16 protein-coding genes are annotated in these 17,476 nt (G+C 62.7%); 10 read left to right on the plus strand and 6 right to left on the minus strand.

The window, feature by feature from the left end:
* Positions 1–9: 9 nt before the first annotated feature.
* From GAL_RS02825 to GAL_RS02845, 5 genes are read left to right on the plus strand one after another with little or no spacing between them, the layout of a single operon-like run.
* Positions 10–1,167: an ABC transporter permease gene (locus GAL_RS02825; RefSeq protein WP_040104216.1), complete on the plus strand. Its 1,158-nt coding sequence runs from the start codon at positions 10–12 to the stop codon at positions 1,165–1,167.
* The gene (locus GAL_RS02830) at positions 1,167–2,069 is read left to right on the plus strand and encodes an ABC transporter permease (protein WP_024096078.1); all 903 of its coding nucleotides are present in this window, start codon (positions 1,167–1,169) and stop codon (positions 2,067–2,069) included. The genes GAL_RS02825 and GAL_RS02830 overlap by 1 nt, the downstream gene beginning before the upstream one ends.
* The gene (locus GAL_RS02835; protein ID WP_024096079.1) at positions 2,066–2,911 is read left to right on the plus strand and encodes an ABC transporter ATP-binding protein; all 846 of its coding nucleotides are present in this window, start codon (positions 2,066–2,068) and stop codon (positions 2,909–2,911) included. The genes GAL_RS02830 and GAL_RS02835 overlap by 4 nt, the downstream gene beginning before the upstream one ends.
* Positions 2,908–3,654, plus strand: a complete 747-nt coding sequence (locus tag GAL_RS02840; protein ID WP_024096080.1) for an ABC transporter ATP-binding protein — start codon at positions 2,908–2,910, stop codon at positions 3,652–3,654. The genes GAL_RS02835 and GAL_RS02840 overlap by 4 nt, the downstream gene beginning before the upstream one ends.
* Before the next feature lie 29 nt (positions 3,655–3,683).
* The gene (locus tag GAL_RS02845) at positions 3,684–4,196 is read left to right on the plus strand and encodes a hypothetical protein (RefSeq protein WP_024096081.1); all 513 of its coding nucleotides are present in this window, start codon (positions 3,684–3,686) and stop codon (positions 4,194–4,196) included.
* A 132-nt stretch (positions 4,197–4,328) separates the two neighbouring features.
* On the opposite strand, the gene GAL_RS02850 is transcribed toward GAL_RS02845, so the two are convergent.
* Positions 4,329–4,799, minus strand: a complete 471-nt coding sequence (locus tag GAL_RS02850; protein WP_024096082.1) for a hemerythrin domain-containing protein — start codon at positions 4,797–4,799, stop codon at positions 4,329–4,331.
* Positions 4,800–5,006: 207 nt separating this feature from the next.
* Here GAL_RS02850 and GAL_RS02855 point away from each other — a divergent pair, with 207 nt between their 5' ends.
* From GAL_RS02855 to GAL_RS02865, 3 genes are all read left to right on the plus strand, one after another.
* Complete coding sequence (locus GAL_RS02855) at positions 5,007–5,621, plus strand: LysE family translocator (RefSeq protein WP_024096083.1); 615 nt, start codon at positions 5,007–5,009, stop codon at positions 5,619–5,621.
* Between the two features lie 128 nt (positions 5,622–5,749).
* The gene (locus GAL_RS02860; protein ID WP_024096084.1) at positions 5,750–6,769 is read left to right on the plus strand and encodes an amidoligase family protein; all 1,020 of its coding nucleotides are present in this window, start codon (positions 5,750–5,752) and stop codon (positions 6,767–6,769) included.
* Complete coding sequence (locus tag GAL_RS02865; protein ID WP_024096085.1) at positions 6,766–7,464, plus strand: gamma-glutamyl-gamma-aminobutyrate hydrolase family protein; 699 nt, start codon at positions 6,766–6,768, stop codon at positions 7,462–7,464. The genes GAL_RS02860 and GAL_RS02865 overlap by 4 nt, the downstream gene beginning before the upstream one ends.
* Before the next feature lie 108 nt (positions 7,465–7,572).
* Here the strand turns inward: GAL_RS02865 and GAL_RS02870 are convergent, their stop codons facing one another.
* The 5 genes from GAL_RS02870 to GAL_RS02890 form a co-directional block, all read right to left on the minus strand.
* A complete protein-coding gene (locus GAL_RS02870) occupies positions 7,573–9,789 on the minus strand; it encodes an NADP-dependent isocitrate dehydrogenase (RefSeq protein WP_024096086.1) in 2,217 nt (738 codons plus the stop codon).
* Between the two features lie 305 nt (positions 9,790–10,094).
* Positions 10,095–10,946: an ABC transporter permease gene (locus GAL_RS02875; RefSeq protein WP_024096087.1), complete on the minus strand. Its 852-nt coding sequence runs from the start codon at positions 10,944–10,946 to the stop codon at positions 10,095–10,097.
* The gene (locus GAL_RS02880; protein WP_024096088.1) at positions 10,939–11,706 is read right to left on the minus strand and encodes an ABC transporter ATP-binding protein; all 768 of its coding nucleotides are present in this window, start codon (positions 11,704–11,706) and stop codon (positions 10,939–10,941) included. Before GAL_RS02880 ends, GAL_RS02875 begins: the two co-directional genes overlap by 8 nt.
* 51 nt (positions 11,707–11,757) lie before the next feature.
* Positions 11,758–12,777: an ABC transporter substrate-binding protein gene (locus tag GAL_RS02885; RefSeq protein WP_024096089.1), complete on the minus strand. Its 1,020-nt coding sequence runs from the start codon at positions 12,775–12,777 to the stop codon at positions 11,758–11,760.
* Positions 12,778–12,860: 83 nt separating this feature from the next.
* The gene (locus GAL_RS02890) at positions 12,861–13,541 is read right to left on the minus strand and encodes a GntR family transcriptional regulator (protein ID WP_024096090.1); all 681 of its coding nucleotides are present in this window, start codon (positions 13,539–13,541) and stop codon (positions 12,861–12,863) included.
* Positions 13,542–13,731: 190 nt separating this feature from the next.
* Between GAL_RS02890 and GAL_RS02895 the strand changes: the two genes are divergently transcribed.
* Complete coding sequence (locus tag GAL_RS02895; protein WP_024096091.1) at positions 13,732–14,865, plus strand: metallophosphoesterase family protein; 1,134 nt, start codon at positions 13,732–13,734, stop codon at positions 14,863–14,865.
* Positions 14,862–17,474: an AAA family ATPase gene (locus GAL_RS02900; RefSeq protein WP_024096092.1), complete on the plus strand. Its 2,613-nt coding sequence runs from the start codon at positions 14,862–14,864 to the stop codon at positions 17,472–17,474. Before GAL_RS02895 ends, GAL_RS02900 begins: the two co-directional genes overlap by 4 nt.
* Positions 17,475–17,476 lie beyond the last annotated feature (2 nt).

Consider the following 17,476-nt stretch of genomic DNA (forward strand, 5'->3'; position numbering starts at 1 on the left):
AAAATTATTGTGAAGCAAAAATTTTTTGCTTTTGCGAAAAATAATATTTATGTCGGAGGTGAATTTGGTGGCACTCTGTCGGTAGAGCGCCGTGCGCCACGGCCATGTGGAGGGCAGGATAACTTGACCAGCACAGCAAGATCGGGACGCGCAATTTTGCGCTGGGGGCAAGGGCTTGCAGGCTTTGCGATCGTGTCAACGCTGACCTTCCTCGGCCTTCTGGCAATCACCTTTTTCATTGGGCGTGTGGTGCCGATCGACCCGGTTCTCTCCGTGGTCGGGGATCGCGCCACGCAGGACCAATATGACGCGGCACGGGTTGCCATGGGTCTGGACCGGCCGCTGGTGGTGCAGTTTTTCTCCTATGTGGCGGACGTCTTTCAGGGCGATCTGGGGCGCTCTGTTTCCACCAACCGGCCTGTTGTGTCCGATCTGGCGCGGGTGTTTCCCGCCACGCTGGAGATGGCCACGCTCGGCATCATCATTGGTGTTGTGATGGGCGTGCCCATGGGCGTCTGGGCTGCGGCGCGGCAGGGCACCTGGGTCGATCAGGTCATCCGCGTCTTTGCCCTATTAGGCTATTCGGTGCCTGCCTTCTGGCTGGGGCTGGTTGGCCTGGCGGTGTTCTACGCGGGTCTGGGCTGGGTCGCCGGGCCGGGGCGGGTTGATATCTTCTATGACGGGTTGATTGAGCCGGTCACTGGCTTGTTGCTGGTCGACAGCCTGTTGGTCGGCGACACAGAGGTGTTCCGGAATGCGCTCTCGCATCTGGTGCTGCCTGCGGCCATCCTCGGGTTTTTCAGCCTCGCTTATATCGCTCGCATGACCCGCAGTTTCATGCTGGACCAGCTCAGTCAGGAATTCATCACCACCGCCCGCGTCAAAGGCGTGCCGGAGTGGAAGGTGATCTGGGTGCATGGGTTCAAACCGATCCGGGTGCCACTGATCACGGTGATTGGCCTTTCTTATGCGGCGCTGCTGGAAGGTTCGGTGATGATTGAGACGGTGTTCAGCTGGCCCGGCATCGGCAATTACCTCACCGTGGCGCTGCTCAATGCGGATATGAATGCCGTCCTTGGCTCAACACTGGTGATCGGCGCGGTGTTTATCTTCATCAACAAGATCTCGGATGTGCTGTACCGGGTTCTCGACCCAAGGAGCCTGTGATGCTGAGCCGCGACTGGTTGCTGGACAACTCGCCCGCCACACGGACCCAGGCCACCGCAGGGCGCGCCTATCGCATGATCCTTGCGCTGATGCGCAACCCGCTGGCGGTGTTGGGGGCTGTGATCATCACCGTCCTTATCCTTGCGGCGGCTTTTGCGCCCTGGATCGCGCCGCAAAGCCCGGTGGGGCAGGACCTGTCCTCTCGTCTGTTGCCGCCCTCCTGGACCAATTGGATGGGCACGGATGAGCTTGGGCGCGATATCTTTTCCCGCGTGGTGTACGGCGCGCGTATCACGCTGATGATTGTCGCTCTGGTGGCGGTGATCTCGGCGCCGCTGGGGCTGATCATCGGGGCCATCTCGGGCTACTTCGGGGGCTGGACCGACCGGATCCTGATGGGGGTCACCGATGTATTCCTGTCGATGCCCAAGCTGATCTTGGCGCTGGCCTTTGTCGCTGCCTTAGGGCCGGGGATCGAAAACGCGATCATTGCCATCGCCATCACCGCATGGCCAGCCTATGCGCGTATCGCACGGGCCGAGACGCTGACCTTCCGCAACGCCGAGTTTATTGCCGCCACCCGCCTGCTTGGGGCCTCGCACAGCCGTGTCATCCTGCAACATGTGCTGCCGCTGTGTACGTCATCGATGATCGTGCGGGTGACGCTGGATATGGCGGGGATCATTCTGACAGCGGCAGGGCTTGGCTTTCTGGGCCTCGGCGCGCAGCCGCCGCTGCCGGAATGGGGCGCGATGATTTCGCGCGGGCGGGTGTTCATTCTGGACCAATGGTGGGTCGCGACCATGCCCGGTATCGCGATCATCGTGGTCAGCCTCGGCTTTTGCTTCCTTGGCGACGGCTTGCGCGATGTGCTGGACCCGAAACAGGGGGGCAAATCATGAGCGACGCGTGCGCGCCACTTCTGGAGCTTGAAAACCTCCGCGTCAGTTTTCCGACCCCCAAGGGCCGGGTTGAGGTGGTCAAGGGGCTAAGCCTGACCCTGGGCCGCGAGCGGCTTGGCATTGTGGGCGAGAGTGGCTCCGGCAAATCCATGACCGGTCGCGCCATCCTGCGGCTGATCCGCAATCCGGGCCGGATGACGGCGGGTCGGCTGGCGCTGGAGGGGCAGGATCTGCAAACCCTCAGTGAGCGCCAGATGCGCGCCATTCGCGGCGCCCGGATTTCGATGATCATGCAGGATCCGAAATTTTCGCTCAATCCGGTGATGACCATCGGCGCACAGATCGCTGAGGCGCTGGATGTTCACGAGCGGCTGAATCGCCGCGACACCCGCGCCCGCGTGTTGGAGATGCTGGAGGCAGTGCGGATCAATGACCCGGAGGCCGTTGCCCAGATGTACCCGCATCAGGTCTCGGGCGGCATGGGGCAGCGAGTGATGATCGCAATGATGCTGATCCCGCGCCCGGATCTTCTGATTGCGGATGAGCCGACTTCGGCGCTGGATGTGTCGGTGCAGGCGCAGGTGCTGGATCTGATCGACGAATTGGTGCGCGACAAGGGCATGGGCCTGATCCTGATCAGCCATGACCTCAATCTGGTGGCGCGATACTGTGACCGGATCATGGTGATGAATGCGGGCCGCGTGGTGGAGAGCTGCGCCGCTGCGGACCTGCATAAGGCAAGCCACCCCTATACCCAAGGTCTGCTGGCGGCGGTGCCCCGGATGAAAGAGACCCGCGACACGCTGCCGGTGCTCGACCGACAAGGCTGGAGTGGCACATGACCGCGATCTCTCTGCACAATCTCGATATTTCCTACGGCGACACCAAGGTGGTGCGGGATGTCAGTTTCGACGTCGCCGAAGGGGAAAGCTTTGCCCTGGTGGGGGAAAGCGGTTCCGGAAAATCCACCGTGCTGAAGGCCATCGCGGGGCTGGCCCCGAATTGGACCGGTGAGATCTCGGTGCTGGGCCAGCCACGCAGCCATGGGATTGACCGCGCGTTTTCGCGAACCTGTCAGATGGTGTTTCAGGATCCCTACGGTTCATTGCACCCGCGCAAACCGGTCGACTGGGTGCTACGGGAGCCCCTGCGGGTGCATGGGATCGGCGCGCGCGACGCCCGCGTCGCCGATATGCTGGCGGCAGTTGGCCTCGACCAGCGGTTCCGGTTCCGCTATCCGCATCAGCTCTCCGGTGGGCAACGCCAGCGGGTCGCCATTGCGCGGGCCCTGATGCTGGAGCCGAAGGTGATGCTGCTGGATGAGCCGACCTCGGCGCTGGATGTCTCGGTGCAGGCGGAAATCCTGAACCTGTTGAAGACGCTGCGCCGCGATCAGAGGCTGACCTATCTGATGGTCACGCATAACCTGCCGGTTGTCAGCTTTATGTGTGATCGAATGGCAGTGATGAACAAGGGACGCATCGTAGAGATCGCCCCGGCAGAAGCTCTGCATGACGGGGCCTTTAGCGATGCTTATACGCAGCAGCTGTATGCCGCCAGCGGTGGCGCGGAGCCGACCGCGTGACACTAACCCGAGAGAATGGATCGACCCGAATGCCCGAAGATAGACTGCCGGAAGATACCTCAGAAGCGCTGAGCCAGTTCACCGAAACGCTCGCTATTGCCACCAGCGCCGAGGCGGCCTATGACGCCCTCTGCGCGCTGACCAAGGCGACCGTCGGGGCAAAGCTGTTCACGGTGATGACCGTGGATATGGCAGCCATGCTGGCCTGCCGCACCTATACCGATGATCGCGAGAACTACCCGACCTCCGGCACCAAGCCGATTGAAATGAATGACTGGTTCGAGATCGTCCATGGCCAGCACCGCAGTTTTGTTGCCAATACTCTGGAAGAGATTGATCAGGTATTTCCCGATGCGGAGCTGATCGGGGCGCTGGGCTGCGGGTCGGTGATCAACCTGCCGGTGCTGATCGGGGGCGAACTTGCCGCGACCATCAATATTCTGCATGAGCCGGGTTATTACACAGAGGCACGGGTGGAAGCGGCAAAGACCCTGTTGACCCTGCCTGCGATGGCGACGCTGGCCTTGGCCCGGCAGCTGTAATCTCTCCCCCGCGCAACAAACGAAAACAGAGGCCGCGCGTCGGCGGCCTCTCCGTGATCTGCGATCCCATGCGCGCGGCGCCGAGCGGCCATCGCCAGCAGGGATGCAGAAAGCGGGTTCCCGGTCGGTGGGTCAATCTTCCAGACTGTCTTCGCGTTTCTCGTCGATCAATCCGCGTTCCTCATCCTTGCGCTGTTCGAACCGGCTACCGTAGCCCTCAAGGTCCTCGTCAGAAATCACCTCTTTGGCACGGGTGAAGACCTCGTTTTCTTCCTCATCCATGTGATGTTCGTACTCATGCTTCAGCTGTTCGAATTTGGTCATCCAGAGGTCGGAGGACATCTTCATCACATTCAGCTCCTCCATCAGATCATCAAGCTGCTGATGTTCATGTACGGAGTGCCGCGCGGCATCCTGGCCCCAGGTCTTGCTTATCAGTTTTGAATAAAACGTCTCCTCCTCCGCGGCTGCGTGGCTTTTGACATCTTCGTAAAACCGTTTCCACAGGGCACCACGTGCCTCGACCTTGCTGTCCTGAATGGAGGTCAGCAGTTTGCGGTGGGTATCATGGTCGTCCTTAATCGCATCGTAAATTGTCGGCATAGGAAGCTCCAATCTGGCGGGGTCATTTGCATGGCGCGGCGGCCTTGCGGGGCAAGGTCCGGCGGTTCTCTGATGAACAAACGCCGCAATTGGGCAGAGTGTTCCTAAAGCGCTCAATCGCGCCGCAGGATTGCGCAGGATCCGGGTCGCGCGCGCTGCAGGGGTTGCCCTATTTGGGGTCGGCAGGCTGGCAGAGGATCCACCAAAATGACACCGGATATGGTATTGGCGCTGTTGTTGTTTTTGTTCCCGCTCGCGTATAGCCCCGGACCGGGCAACCTGTTTTTTGCGGCCAATGGTGCGCGGTTTGGTTTTCGCGCGACCTTGCCTGCGACAACGGGCTACCATATTGCCACCGCTGCGGTGACGCTGCTGATTGGATCCGGCGCGCTGGCGGCTCAGGCGGTGGCGCAGGAGGAGTTCACCTGGCTGAAGATGGCAGGCGCAGGTTATGTTCTTTGGATTGCATGGGGGCTGTGGCGTGCTGGTGGACTTCAGGCGGAGCTTCAGGCCCGTCCGGCCCGGTTTCGCGATGGAGTCGTCCTGCTGCTGCTCAACCCCAAAGCCTATGTGATTATCACAGTCATGTTCAGCCAGTTTCTCACGCCTCCGGGGTCGGTGAGCCTTGGTAGGGACGCGCTGGTGCCGGTGCTGGCCATCACACTGATTTTTACTCTCAACAACCTGGTGGCATTCTCGATCTGGACCTGGATCGGTGAGGGGCTGGCGCGACAGTTTTCCCGCGATCTGCGCGCACAGCAGCTCAATCGCGGATTTGCGCTCTTGCTGGCCGGTGTCGCCCTTTGGATGCTGCTCTTATGAGGTGGATGGCGGCGTATTTGGTCGCCTCAGCATGCATGAGGAGACGGCGCTGAGCGGGGACGAATGACGCGATCCGGAACATTTCTGGACCGGCGACGTTGAGCCAGAGAGCGACAACGGAGCCAAACATGGGTGAAAGCGAGTTGAAAGGCGGGGTGGGCTGCGCCGCTGGTGCCAGATCGGATGTGGTCGCAGCCCCCCTGCCGCAAGAGCCGCAGGCGCGCAGATCTGCAGCGGCCCGCAAGGTCGGCGTCGAGATTGAATTCGGCGGCCTGTCCGTTACGCACGCTCAAAAGATTGTGCAGCGTGAACTTGGCGGCGAGATCAGAGCGCAGGACCGCGCTGACGGGCCAAACCCCCATGTCAAAGCTACAGCGCTGGGCGATGTAGAGGTCTATCTCGACAGCCGTTACCGCGGCAAACCGGGCCTCGGCAAGACGCTGGTGGCCATGGCGGAACCGCTGATCCCGGTCGAAATCGTTACCCCACCGCTGGAACAGTCGCAGCTATCCCGACTGGATCAGCTTTGCGTCAGATTGGCAGAGGCCGGGGCCACGGGCACGCAGGACGGTGTGCTGAACGGCTTTGGCGTGCACCTGAACGTGGAAGTTGCCGATATGACGGCTGAGCATATCGGGCCGGTGCTGACGTCCTTCGCGCTGCTGGAGCCGCTGTTGCGCCGGATGCCGGGGATCGACCTGTCGCGGCGTGTCCAGCCGTTCATTGCGCCGTATCCGAAGGCCTTGGTAGACGCGCTATGTGCGTCTCCTCCGCCAACCATAGACGATCTTCTCGGCCTTTATCTTGAGCATGCAGCAGATCGCAACCACGCGCTGGATCTGCTGCCGCTGCTTGCGGATTATGCCCCGGACCGCGTGCGTGCAGCCTTAGGCGAAGGGGACAAAACCGCCGCGCGGCCCGCCTACCATTACCGATTACCTGACTGCCGTCTGGGGGATCCCGACTGGTCGATTACCTATGAGTGGAACCGCTGGGCCGAGATCGAGCAGATCGCCCGCGATGGGCGCCTGAAGACGTTGATTGAGGGCTGGCGGGCGCGGTCTCGCAGCGAACAATTGATGAGCCGGGAATGGGCCAAACACGCGGCTGATATTCTCGGCGTTGCCGACCGGGAGGGCATTGCATGAAACCAAGGATTGCCGTGACAGTCTCGCGCCGCAGCGGTTGGCGGATTTTTCCGCTGATGGCTCTCAATATCTGGTTAGCTGGTGGCCGCGCGGTCCGCTGGCAAAGCAACCGTGATGCGGATCTGGCTACCGTGGATGCTGTGGTGATTGGCGGAGGTGATGACATTGCGCCAACTCTGTATGATGGTCAGATCATACCGGAGGTCCGACTGGATCCCGACCGCGACGCGCTGGAGGCGGGCATCGTGAGAGAAGCGACGCGTCAGGATGTCCCTCTTTTGGGGATATGTCGCGGCGCGCAGATGCTGAATGTGGCGCGTGGTGGGCGGCTCTATCAGGACGCTTATGCCTACTACGGGCAGCAGAATTATAAAACTGTTCTGCCTCGCAAGGTGGTCACGATCACCAATAACAGCGTGTTGCGCCGGGTGCTGGGCGTGGCGAAGCTCAAGGTCAATGCGCTGCATAGCCAGTCCGTCAGCGATCTGGGGCAGGGGCTGCGGGTCACCGGCCGGGACCAGTCCGGCATGGTGCAGGCGGTTGAGGATCCGGGGCGGCGTTTTGCGATCGGCGTACAGTGGCACCCGGAGCATCTGTTCTACCGCGCGGCTCATTTGAATCTATTCCGCGCCTTGGTTGCTGCTGCCAGATCCAAACGGGATACACCGGCGGATCAGATGCGCTGTGCCGGTTGATGTCTGGCATGCGCATAACAGTCTAATCACAAAAGAAAACGCCCGGATCGCTCCGGGCGTTTTTTATGGTTTAGGGGCAGTATATCGCCCGGTCACGCAGCCGCGTGATCAGCCGATGATGCCATTCAATGTCGCGCTTGGGCGCATGACAGCGGCAGTTTTCACCGGATCGGTGTGGAAATAACCACCCAGATCCGCAGCTTTGCCTTGAACCTCTGCCAGCTCTGCGAGGATTGCCTCTTCCTTGGCGGCCAGCTCAGCCGCGATGGGCGCGAAATGCGCGGCTAGCTCGGCGTCATCCCCCTGTGCGGCCAGCGCCTCGGCCCAGTAGCGGGCGAACCAGTAGTGGCTGGCGCGGTTGTCCGGCTCACCCACCTTGCGCGAGGGCGAGCGGTTGTGATCCAGAATGCCCTGCGTCGCCGCCTCGGCAGCAGCGCCCAGCACGCCAGCCTTTGCGTTGCCTTTGCTGTCGGCGAGGAAGTTCAGCGATTCACCCAGGGCGCAGAACTCACCCATGGAGTCCCAGCGCAGGTGGTTTTCTTCTACCAGCTGCTGCACGTGCTTGGGGGCCGACCCACCAGCACCGGTCTCAAACAACCCGCCACCGTTCATCAGCTTCACAATCGACAGCATTTTGGCCGAGGTGCCCAGTTCCAGAATCGGGAACAGGTCGGTCAGGTAGTCGCGCAGCACGTTGCCAGTGATGGCGATGCTGTCCTTGCCCGCGGTGATGGTCTTCAGCGACTGGGCTGTCGCCTCACGCGGGGCCATGATCTGGAACAGGTCGGATTTACCGGCCGCTTCCAAGGCGGGCTTCACGTATTTGATCAGCTCAGCGTCATGGGCGCGGTTTTCGTCCAGCCAGAAGATCGCCTCGGAACCGGTCAGACGCTGACGGTCCATCGCCAGTTCGATCCAGTTCTCGATCGGGGCCTTTTTCACGGTGCAGGAGCGCCAGATATCTCCGGCCTCAACCTCGTGTGAATGCAGCGTCTCGCCGTTGGCCAGCACGATGCGGATGGTGCCATCAGCAGGCGCTTCGAATGTGGTCGGGTGGGAGCCGTATTCCTCAGCCTTTTGCGCCATCAGGCCAACGTTTGCCACGGAGCCTGCGGTGGTCACGTCCAGCGCGCCATTGGCTTTGAAGAAATTGATGCTCTCGTCATAGACGGTGGAATAGCAGCGGTCGGGGATCACGCAGTTGGTGTCGCCCTTGTTGCCCGCTTCGTCCCAGCCTTTGCCGCCGGCGCGGATCACCGCCGGCATCGAGGCGTCGATGATCACATCGGACGGCACATGTAGGTTGGTGATGCCCTTGTCGCTGTCGACCATATACATGGACGGACGGTCCAATGCGGCGATCTCGGCCTTGATGGCGTCGCCATTGGGCAGGCCATCAATGGTCGCCAGTACCGCGCCAAGGCCGGAATTGGCAGAGCCGCCAGCCGCTTCGATTTCAGCGCCGAATTTGTCCCAGACCGGACCCAACCATGCCTTCACCGCGTGGCCAAAGATGATCGGGTCAGAGACCTTCATCATGGTGGCCTTCATGTGCAGCGAGAACATGGTGCCGTCGGCTTTGGTATCCTCAATCGCGTCCTTCAGGAAGGACGACAGCGCCTTGGCCGACATGAAAGTGGCATCCGCAACGGTGCCTTCTTCCAGCGGCCAGCTGTCCTTCAGCACGGTGACCGCACCGTCCTTGCCGACAAATTCGATCTTCGCGGTACCGGCCTGTGCGGCAGAGATGGTGGCGGAGACTTCGTTGGCGTAGAAATCATTGCCCGGCATCGAAGACACTTTGGTCTTGCTGTCAGCGGACCATTTGCCCATCGAATGCGGGTTGTTCTGGGCAAAGTTTTTAACCGCTTTGGCGGCGCGACGATCAGAGTTACCTTCGCGCAGCACCGGGTTCACAGCCGAACCCTTGATGGTGTCATAGCGCGCGCGGATCTCTTTTTCCGCGTCCGTCGCCGGATCTGCCGGGTAGTCCGGTACTGCAAATCCCTGCGCCTGCAATTCGGCAATCGCGGCGGTCAGCTGCGGTACAGAAGCCGAGATGTTCGGCAGCTTGATCACATTGGCCTCAGGCGTTTTCACCAGTTGGCCCAGTTCGGCCAGATCATTGCTCTGACGCTGGGTGTCGCTCAGCGCTTCGGGGAAGGTCGTAAGGATACGGCCCGCCAGCGAGATGTCCTTGGTCCCGACGGAGACGCCTGCCGCCGCGGCAAAGCTGCGGATGATCGGCAGCAGAGAGGCGCTGGCCAGCTCGGGGGCTTCGTCTACGATGGTATACAAAATGTCGGGGGTCGAATTTTCTGCCATATTCCACAACCTTTTTTCAGCGATATCGGAAACTTGAGTGAGCGATTGACGCTGCACCGGATGGACGGGGTGCTGCGGTCCAGCTTGGACGCGGGGGCGGTCATTCTATGTCAGATCTGGTCTGACAGACCGGCAGCCCGCAAGGACAACAGCCATTCATATGGCCCCCCGTGTAAATCAGGTCGCGCGCGGGTGCAATTGCCAGCATGGGCTTTGTAGGGCGCAGATTGCCGCGCTTTTGAGATTATTGGGCTGATATGCCGCCAATATGGTCAATTTGTCCCGTATTGGCGACTCGCACGTCGTTAGCCACGCCAACGCAACAGGCGGCGTTCTAGCAGCCCGATCAGGCTGCTGACCAACACGCCCAGCACCGACAGGATGGCGACACCGGCAAACAGCCGTTCCAGATCATAGAGCGAGCCGGCCTCCAGAATATACGCGCCGATGCCATGCTCTGCGCCCAGCATTTCAGCGGCCACCAGCAGGATAATGGCAATCGCCAGGCTGATGCGCAGTCCCGACAGGATACCGGGCATCGCGCCCGGCAGCACGATCTTGCGCACAATGGACAGCCACGAGAGGTTGAAGCTCTGCCCCATGCGGATCAGCGACCGGTCGACATTGTCCACGGCGCCATAGGTGGCCACGACAGTGGGGGTAAAGGTGCCAAAGGCGATCAACGCATATTTCGACCCTTCATCAATCCCGAACCAGATCACGAACAGCGGCAGCAGCGCGATTTTCGGAATCGGGAACAGCGCGGCCACCAGCGGCACCAGCCCGGCACGCACATAGGAAAACAGCCCGATCATCAGCCCGACTCCAATGCCGACACTGGCCCCAAGGGCGGCGCCAACCACCAACCGTGACAGAGAGACACTGACATGGGTCCACAGCAGGCCGGAGGAATAAAGTTCCCCCAATGTGGCCAGCACATCACTGGGGCGCGGCAGCGTCAGGTTGGAGATCCAGCCCTGACGGGTGCCCAGTTCTGCCAGCACCAGCAACAGCACAAAGACGAGAGCCCCCACCCAGCGGGCCCCGCGCGGCGCAAAGCCGCCCCCGCGAAACTGCACCGGGCGCACCGGCGCATGTTGGTGGGGCGTTTGTGTCTTGAGGGCGGGCTGCACTGTGGCCATTCGGGTGTCAGACATTCATCAGCTCCGCATCCGCCGCCCGCGCCTCGTCACGCATCAGCTGCCACAGGTATTTCTGTTTCTGTTCAAGATCCGCATCGCCGAACGCGCGTTCTGCCAACGGTGTGTCCAGATGCACGATCTCGCGGATCTGTCCGGGGCGGCGGGACAGCACCACGATGGCATGGCCCAGCCGCACCGCTTCGGCCAGATTATGGGTCACATAGACCGCAGTGAAGGGCGTGCGAGTCCAGAGCGCCACCAGATCATCCATCAGCAGCTCACGCGTCTGGCTGTCCAGCGCGGAGAGCGGCTCATCCATCAGCATCACTGCCGGGTTCACCGCCAATGCCCGCGCAATCGCCACCCGCTGTTTCATGCCGCCCGACAGCTGCTTGGGCAGTGCCCCGGCGAATTCACTCAGCTTGGTGCGCGCCAGAACATCGTCGATGATCCGTGCCGCCGTCGTGCCGCGAATGCCGTGATCCTCCAGCACCAGACTGATATTGCCCCGGACGGTGCGCCAGGGCAGCAGGGCAAAATCCTGAAACACATAGGTCAGCGGATTGAGACAGCCCTCAGGTGGCTGGCCCACTTGGAGGACCTCGCCTTGGGAAGGGCGTTCCAGCCCGCCAATGAACCGCAAGAGGGTGGATTTGCCACAGCCCGAGGGGCCGACGATACAGACGATCTTGCCGCTGGGAATATCCAGCGTGATGTCGCTGAGCACCGCGACATTTTCATAGGCATGACCCACCTCAGACAGGCGAATATCCATGATGTTGCTCCGCAAGAGGGCAGGCCGGGGCAGGGCGCCCCGGCCGCAGGACTAGCCGATACTGTCGACGTAGCTGGGGTCGATGATCGTCTCCAGCGAGATATCGGCATCCACCAGCTTCTCTGCCTGGAACCAGGCCAGCTGATCCGCCAGCGATCTGGTGTTCATCGCGGCGCCTTCGTTCAGGCGCATGGTGCCGTTGATGATCGACTTGGCGGCTTTCTCGCGGGGGCGGTCGGCATAGACATATTTGTGGATCAGATCGACCATCTGATCGACGCCCGCATCACCGCTGGCCCGGTCGATCATGGTGGCGTTGTAGTCCGCAACCCCGCGGCTGTAGGCGCTCAGGAAATCCCGGGTCATCTGCTGTTCACCGCTGGCGTTCTGGGCGGAGGTGAACACCGTCGTCACCTGATAGTCGGGCAGATAGTCCGCCACATCACCAATGATATGCACCGCACCCGATCCGGCCAGAGGTTTCGCAATATGCGGCACGATGGACCAGGCATCAATCTGGCCGGATTTCAGCGCGCCGATGATGGCACCGACCTTTTGCAGCGGCTTGAAGGACAGCGACACGCCTTCCTTCTGGGCCATCCGCGACCCCATGTAGTGGAAAGACGATCCGGCTGTGGTCATGCCAAAGCTCTTTCCATCCAGCGCCGCCGGGCTGGTGATGCCCGCCTGATAGGCCGCATCGGATACCAGGATTTTCTGCCCGTCGATCCCCGGCTCCTCAGAGAGGGCACCGCCAATCACCTTGATCGCCCCGCGATTGGCCAGGGAGATCAGACCACCTGACATCGCCGTGACCGCATAATCCACATCGCCAGAGGCAATCGCCACCGACATCGGCGAGGCCGCCTGGAAAAACCGCAGTTCCACATCCAGCCCGGCATTGGCGAAATAGCCACGTTCCTGCGCGATGAAGCTCGCCGAATGGCTGGTAAAGCGCAGCGCGCCAAGCACGATTTTCCGCTTGCTCGCCAGCGCCGGTGTGGCGAGGCCGACAACCGCGCCTGCACTGCCAAGAGCCGCAAGCGCGCGGCGGCGTGTCCAATGTGTCATGTCTTAATCCTCCCTCTTCGTGAGTGTCATTCCGGACCGGTCCGGCCCGATGTGTTTGCTGTCGCAAGGTGGCGCGGGCTGGGTCAGACGCCCCTCGTCCCTGTCATCATGTCACCCGTCACATAGGTTTCCAGCGCCGCCACGGCAGCATCTGTGTCGCGCGCCAGAACCGCCTCCACCAGCGCTTGTTGTTGCTGTGCGCGGGCGCTGAAATCCAGCCGCCCCTCCCGCAGAAGCGCCAGCCGGAACCGGCGCGACTGGTCGTAGAACTTCAGCTGCATATCCGACAGCCGGGGCGATTGCGCGGCCTCCACCAGCACCGCAGCAAAGCTCCGACCAGCCATATCCCAGTCCAGCGCCAGCGCGTCGTTGGGGTCCTGTATCAGCGCCTCTTCGGTGCGGCGCAACGCATGATGGGCGGCCAGTAGTCGACCTTCCCACTGTACATCGCTCCGCGCCAGCCCCAGCCGCAGGCCCAGCCGCTCCACCTCCAGCCGCATGAACAGAATGTCCCGCAGATCATCCTCGGTGGCGGAGGTCACACGAAAGCCGCGCTGGGCGGTGGCCTCCACCAGCCCCTCGGCGCTCAGCATCCGCAGGGTTTCGCGCATGGAGTGGTTGGAGCCGCCGTAACTCTGGCGCAACGCCTCAATCTTCAGCTTCTGATCCGGGCGCAGCACACCAAAGGAGATGTCCCGTCGCAGTGCCGCTGCGAGCATGGCTACAACTGTGTCGTCCTCCGCTTGGGCGCGCCGACCAAACATGCTTTGATCCCTATTTTTAAAAATCTCCAATATTTTTGCCGCGCCGGTCACCCTCTGTCAATGGGGTGCCCACTCCGTTGGGCGCGCGCCTGCGACGCTTGCGCCGGGTCGACGTTGACGCCTCGGCGCGGCTCTGTCACTTCTGCAATCCACCCAACTCTCTTTGCCGCTTCAAAGGATCTAGCCTCGCATGACCAGCCTGAGCCTGCTGCACACCTCTGACCTGCATCTGGGCAAGCGCTTTGGTCAGTTTGACGAGGAAACCCGCGCGGCGCTGCAACAGGCCCGGATGGGCATCCTGCCCCGGCTGGCGGAAACCGCGAGCAAGGAGGGTGCAGGCCATGTGTTGATCGCGGGGGATCTGTTTGACACCGAAACCCCGTCGGCGCGGGTGATCCGGCAGGCGCTGGCGGCGATGGCGGCAGCGGATCCGGTGCAATGGTGGATCATTCCCGGCAATCACGACAGCGGCGCGGCAGAACCGCTTTGGGCGGAAATGGCGCGCCACGCGCCGCAGAACGTGCATCTGCTGATGCAGCCCACGCCGGTTGAGATCGCGCCCGGGGCCACATTATTGCCCGCCCCCTGCGAACGCCGGTTTGCCGGACAGGATCGCACCATCTGGATGGACAGCGCAGAAACCCCGGACGGACATCTGCGGATCGGTCTGGCGCATGGGGCGGTGCTGGATTTCGACCGCGATCAGAACGGGGCGGAGACCATCGCCACCAACCGCGCCGAGAGTGCTCGGCTCGACTATCTGGCGCTGGGGGATTGGCACGGTGATTTCAGCCTGAATGCCCGCAGCCGCTACCCCGGCACGCCGGAACGGGATCGCTTCAAACATCCGGGTCGGGGTAGCTGCCTTCTGGTGGACCTGCCGGGGCCGGGTCAGCTGCCGCAGCTGCGCCCGGTTGAGATGGGGCAGTACCACTGGCAGGATCTTACGCTTGATCTGGCGCCGGGACAGGATATCGCGGCCCTCATCAGAGAGGCGCTGCCGGGTGATCCGCAGGACTGGCCCAACTGTCTGATCCGCATCCGCGCGCGCGGATGGGTCACCGTAGATCAGCATATGCAGATGTTGCGCTTTGTCGAGGAGCAGGCTCCGGCGTTTTGCCACCTCAGCCTTGATGGGGATGACTTGCGCATTGAACACCGGGCTGAGGATCTCGACCAGATCGCCACCACTGGCGCGCTGCGCGCTGCGGCAGAGGAGCTGATGGCTGAGAGTCAGAACAGTGCCCTCGCCGAAGAGGCCCGCGATGTGGCCGCCGCCGCGCTGAACCGGCTCTATGCCGTCGTGCGGGAGGGCGCGGAATGAAGCTTACCGCCATTCGTCTGACCAATGTACGCCGCTTTGTCGATCCTGTGGAGGTCACTGGCATCGGCCCCGGCCTCAACCTGCTCAGCGCGCCGAATGAGCACGGCAAATCGACCATCTTTGACGCCCTGCATGCGCTGTTTTTCAAGGACGCGAAATCCTGGGATAAGGAGGTGCGTGCCCTTGCTCCGCATTCGGGTGGCGATCCTGAGGTTGAGGTTGAGCTGACCCATCAGGGCAGTCATTTTCGCATCGCCAAAAGCTTTACGAAATCAGCAGGTAAAGGCGCCGCGCGCATTTGGCGCGAGGGGGTGCTCCTGCATCAGGCCGACGCGGCAGAGGTTTGGCTGCGCGACCTTATCGCCCCACCGAAGGAAGGCCCGGTGGGCATGCTCTGGCTGCGGCAGGGGCTGACCGATTTTGCCGATGCTAAGGACACGCTGGAGGCGCGGCGCGATCTGATGTCGTCTCTCAGTGGTGAAGTCGAGGCCGTGACTGGCGGTCAGCAGATGGAACGCCTGCGCCGCCGCCTGCGCAGCGATCTGGACCGCATGGTCACCAGCCGTGGTGCTCGCAAGGGTGGTCCGCTCGCTGAGGTGGAGGCCCGCGTGGCCGCGCTCTCTAAGCAGCGTGATGCCCTGACCGGGCAAGTCGCCGATCTGCGTCAGCTGTTGGACCAGCGGCGCCTCCAGCTCCGCGAACAGGCGGAGCTTGACGCGCCGGAGGAAACAGCGGCCCGCCAGTCCCGGTTGAACCAAGCCGAAACCGCGCTGGCCGCTGCTGAACGTCACCGCGAGAAATGTGAGCAGGCCCGCCGTGCGCTTGATCTTGCAATTTTGCAGCGCGACGGGCAGGCGGCGCGGATCGAAACACAGGCCGAACGCCTTGCCGATCATGCCCGCGCCACTACCGCCCTGATGCAGGCGGCAGAACGGCGCGACAGTGCCGCAGAGCAGGCCGCGCAGGCGGCCCAGCAGTTGAAGCAGGCGGAGAGCGTGGCGACGCAGGCCCGCGAAAACGTGGGCCTGGCGCGGAAATCCGTGGCTGCTGCGCTGCGGGCTGAGGCCGCAGAACAGGCGCAGTTGCGGCGCACGGAGCTGGGCGAGCGTCTGGCGCAGTTCGATGCGCTTCAAGCCGCGCTTGCCGAGAATCGCCAGCAGGTCGGGCAGGGGATTGATGCGGATGCCCTCGCCCAGTTGGAGGATCTGGCGCGGGCTGTCACTCTGGCGCAGCATGCCCGCACGGCCTCTGCGGCGGCACTCAGCGTGGCCTACCTGCCGGGCGGTACCACAAGGCTGCGTCTCAACGGTGAGACCTTCGATGAGGGGGGTGAGATTGCCTTGCCGGAAGGGGGTGAGTTGGAGGTTCCTGGACTTGCTACAGTCACGCTGCATCCTGCCCGCAGTGAGGCCGCCGGGGCGGTATCCGAGGCCGAAACCGCGCTGGCAACGGCCCTTGATCAGCTGGAATTTGGGACATTGGCACAGGCCCGTGCCGCCCATCAGGCGCGCCTTGCCGCCACCGCCCGGCTGAGGGAAGGCGAAGCCACCCAGCGCGCACTTGCTCCCGAGGGGCGCGAGGCACTGGTTGCAGCGATCGCCGCCTTGCCCGGTGGCACAGACCCGCAGCCCCCCTGCGATCCGCTGCCGGATCGTACCACCCTGGAGGCGGCACTGGCGGAGGCGGAGGCCGGTCAGACGCGGGCGGAGGCCGATCTCGCCAAAGCCCGCATCGAGGAGAGCACCGCCCAGCAATCCGCACATGGCGCCCTTGCCGAGGCCAAAGCGGCGGAGGCCGATCTCGACCGCGCCACGCAGGCTCTTGGAGAGAGGGAAATCGCCACAACAGAGCTGGCTGCCCTGAGGGCCGAGATGCCTGCCTTGGATCAGACCGTTGCTGAGGCCCGCGCCGAAGATGCCCGCCTGACCGCTGCTGCCCCGGATCTGGAACAGGCCCGCGCCACCTGTCAGCGGGCCCGCTCGGTGGTAGAGGCCGCACAGGCCCGATTGCAGGATTTGGCGCGCGATCTGGCCGTCTTGGATGCGCGCATCAGCGCCCATGCCAGCCACGCAGTTGAGGAAGAGCTGGCCGAGGTGACCGACCAGCTGGCCGTCGCGGAGGCCCGACAGCAGGCCCTGCATTTCGAAGTGGCCACGCTGCGTCGCCTTGATCAGGCGCTGGAGGCCGCGCAGGCGGGCGCGCAGGCGCAATATCTGGGGCCTCTGATGGCAGAATTGACGCCGCTGCTGCGCCGTCTCTGGCCAGAAGCGGAGGTGCAGGTCGATGCCGACAGCGTGCTGCCCAGCCAGTTGGCGCGCGGCGCGGCAGAGGAGCAGCTGACCCAGCTGTCAGGCGGCACACAGGAACAATTGGCGCTGATGGTGCGGCTGGCCTTTGCCCGGTTGCTGGCCAAATCCGGCCAAGGCATTCCGGTCATACTGGATGACGCGCTGGTCTATACCGATGATGCCCGCATTGAGGCGTTGTTTGATGCGCTGACGCTTCAGGCCAATGATCTGCAAATTCTGGTGTTTTCCTGCCGACAGAAGAGCTTTCGCGATCTTGGCGGCACCAGCCTCGCAATCCGCCCCGCCGACGATCGCGATTGACG

Source organism: Phaeobacter gallaeciensis DSM 26640 (assembly GCF_000511385.1).
In the GTDB taxonomy this organism is placed as follows: Bacteria; Pseudomonadota; Alphaproteobacteria; order Rhodobacterales; family Rhodobacteraceae; genus Phaeobacter; species Phaeobacter gallaeciensis.

Excerpts from the sequence above, each read along its gene's own strand:
- GAL_RS02830 (WP_024096078.1), top strand. The coding sequence starts at position 1,167 with ATGCTGAGCCGCGACTGGTTGCTGGACAACTCGCCCGCCACACGGACC.
- GAL_RS02835 (WP_024096079.1), top strand. The coding sequence starts at position 2,066 with ATGAGCGACGCGTGCGCGCCACTTCTGGAGCTTGAAAACCTCCGCGTC.
- GAL_RS02840 (WP_024096080.1), top strand. The coding sequence starts at position 2,908 with ATGACCGCGATCTCTCTGCACAATCTCGATATTTCCTACGGCGACACC.
- GAL_RS02845 (WP_024096081.1), top strand. The coding sequence starts at position 3,684 with ATGCCCGAAGATAGACTGCCGGAAGATACCTCAGAAGCGCTGAGCCAG.
- GAL_RS02850 (WP_024096082.1), bottom strand. The coding sequence starts at position 4,799 with ATGCCGACAATTTACGATGCGATTAAGGACGACCATGATACCCACCGC.
- GAL_RS02855 (WP_024096083.1), top strand. The coding sequence starts at position 5,007 with ATGACACCGGATATGGTATTGGCGCTGTTGTTGTTTTTGTTCCCGCTC.
- GAL_RS02860 (WP_024096084.1), top strand. The coding sequence starts at position 5,750 with ATGGGTGAAAGCGAGTTGAAAGGCGGGGTGGGCTGCGCCGCTGGTGCC.
- GAL_RS02865 (WP_024096085.1), top strand. The coding sequence starts at position 6,766 with ATGAAACCAAGGATTGCCGTGACAGTCTCGCGCCGCAGCGGTTGGCGG.
- GAL_RS02870 (WP_024096086.1), bottom strand. The coding sequence starts at position 9,789 with ATGGCAGAAAATTCGACCCCCGACATTTTGTATACCATCGTAGACGAA.
- GAL_RS02875 (WP_024096087.1), bottom strand. The coding sequence starts at position 10,946 with ATGTCTGACACCCGAATGGCCACAGTGCAGCCCGCCCTCAAGACACAA.
- GAL_RS02880 (WP_024096088.1), bottom strand. The coding sequence starts at position 11,706 with ATGGATATTCGCCTGTCTGAGGTGGGTCATGCCTATGAAAATGTCGCG.
- GAL_RS02885 (WP_024096089.1), bottom strand. The coding sequence starts at position 12,777 with ATGACACATTGGACACGCCGCCGCGCGCTTGCGGCTCTTGGCAGTGCA.
- GAL_RS02890 (WP_024096090.1), bottom strand. The coding sequence starts at position 13,541 with ATGTTTGGTCGGCGCGCCCAAGCGGAGGACGACACAGTTGTAGCCATG.
- GAL_RS02895 (WP_024096091.1), top strand. The coding sequence starts at position 13,732 with ATGACCAGCCTGAGCCTGCTGCACACCTCTGACCTGCATCTGGGCAAG.
- GAL_RS02900 (WP_024096092.1), top strand. The coding sequence starts at position 14,862 with ATGAAGCTTACCGCCATTCGTCTGACCAATGTACGCCGCTTTGTCGAT.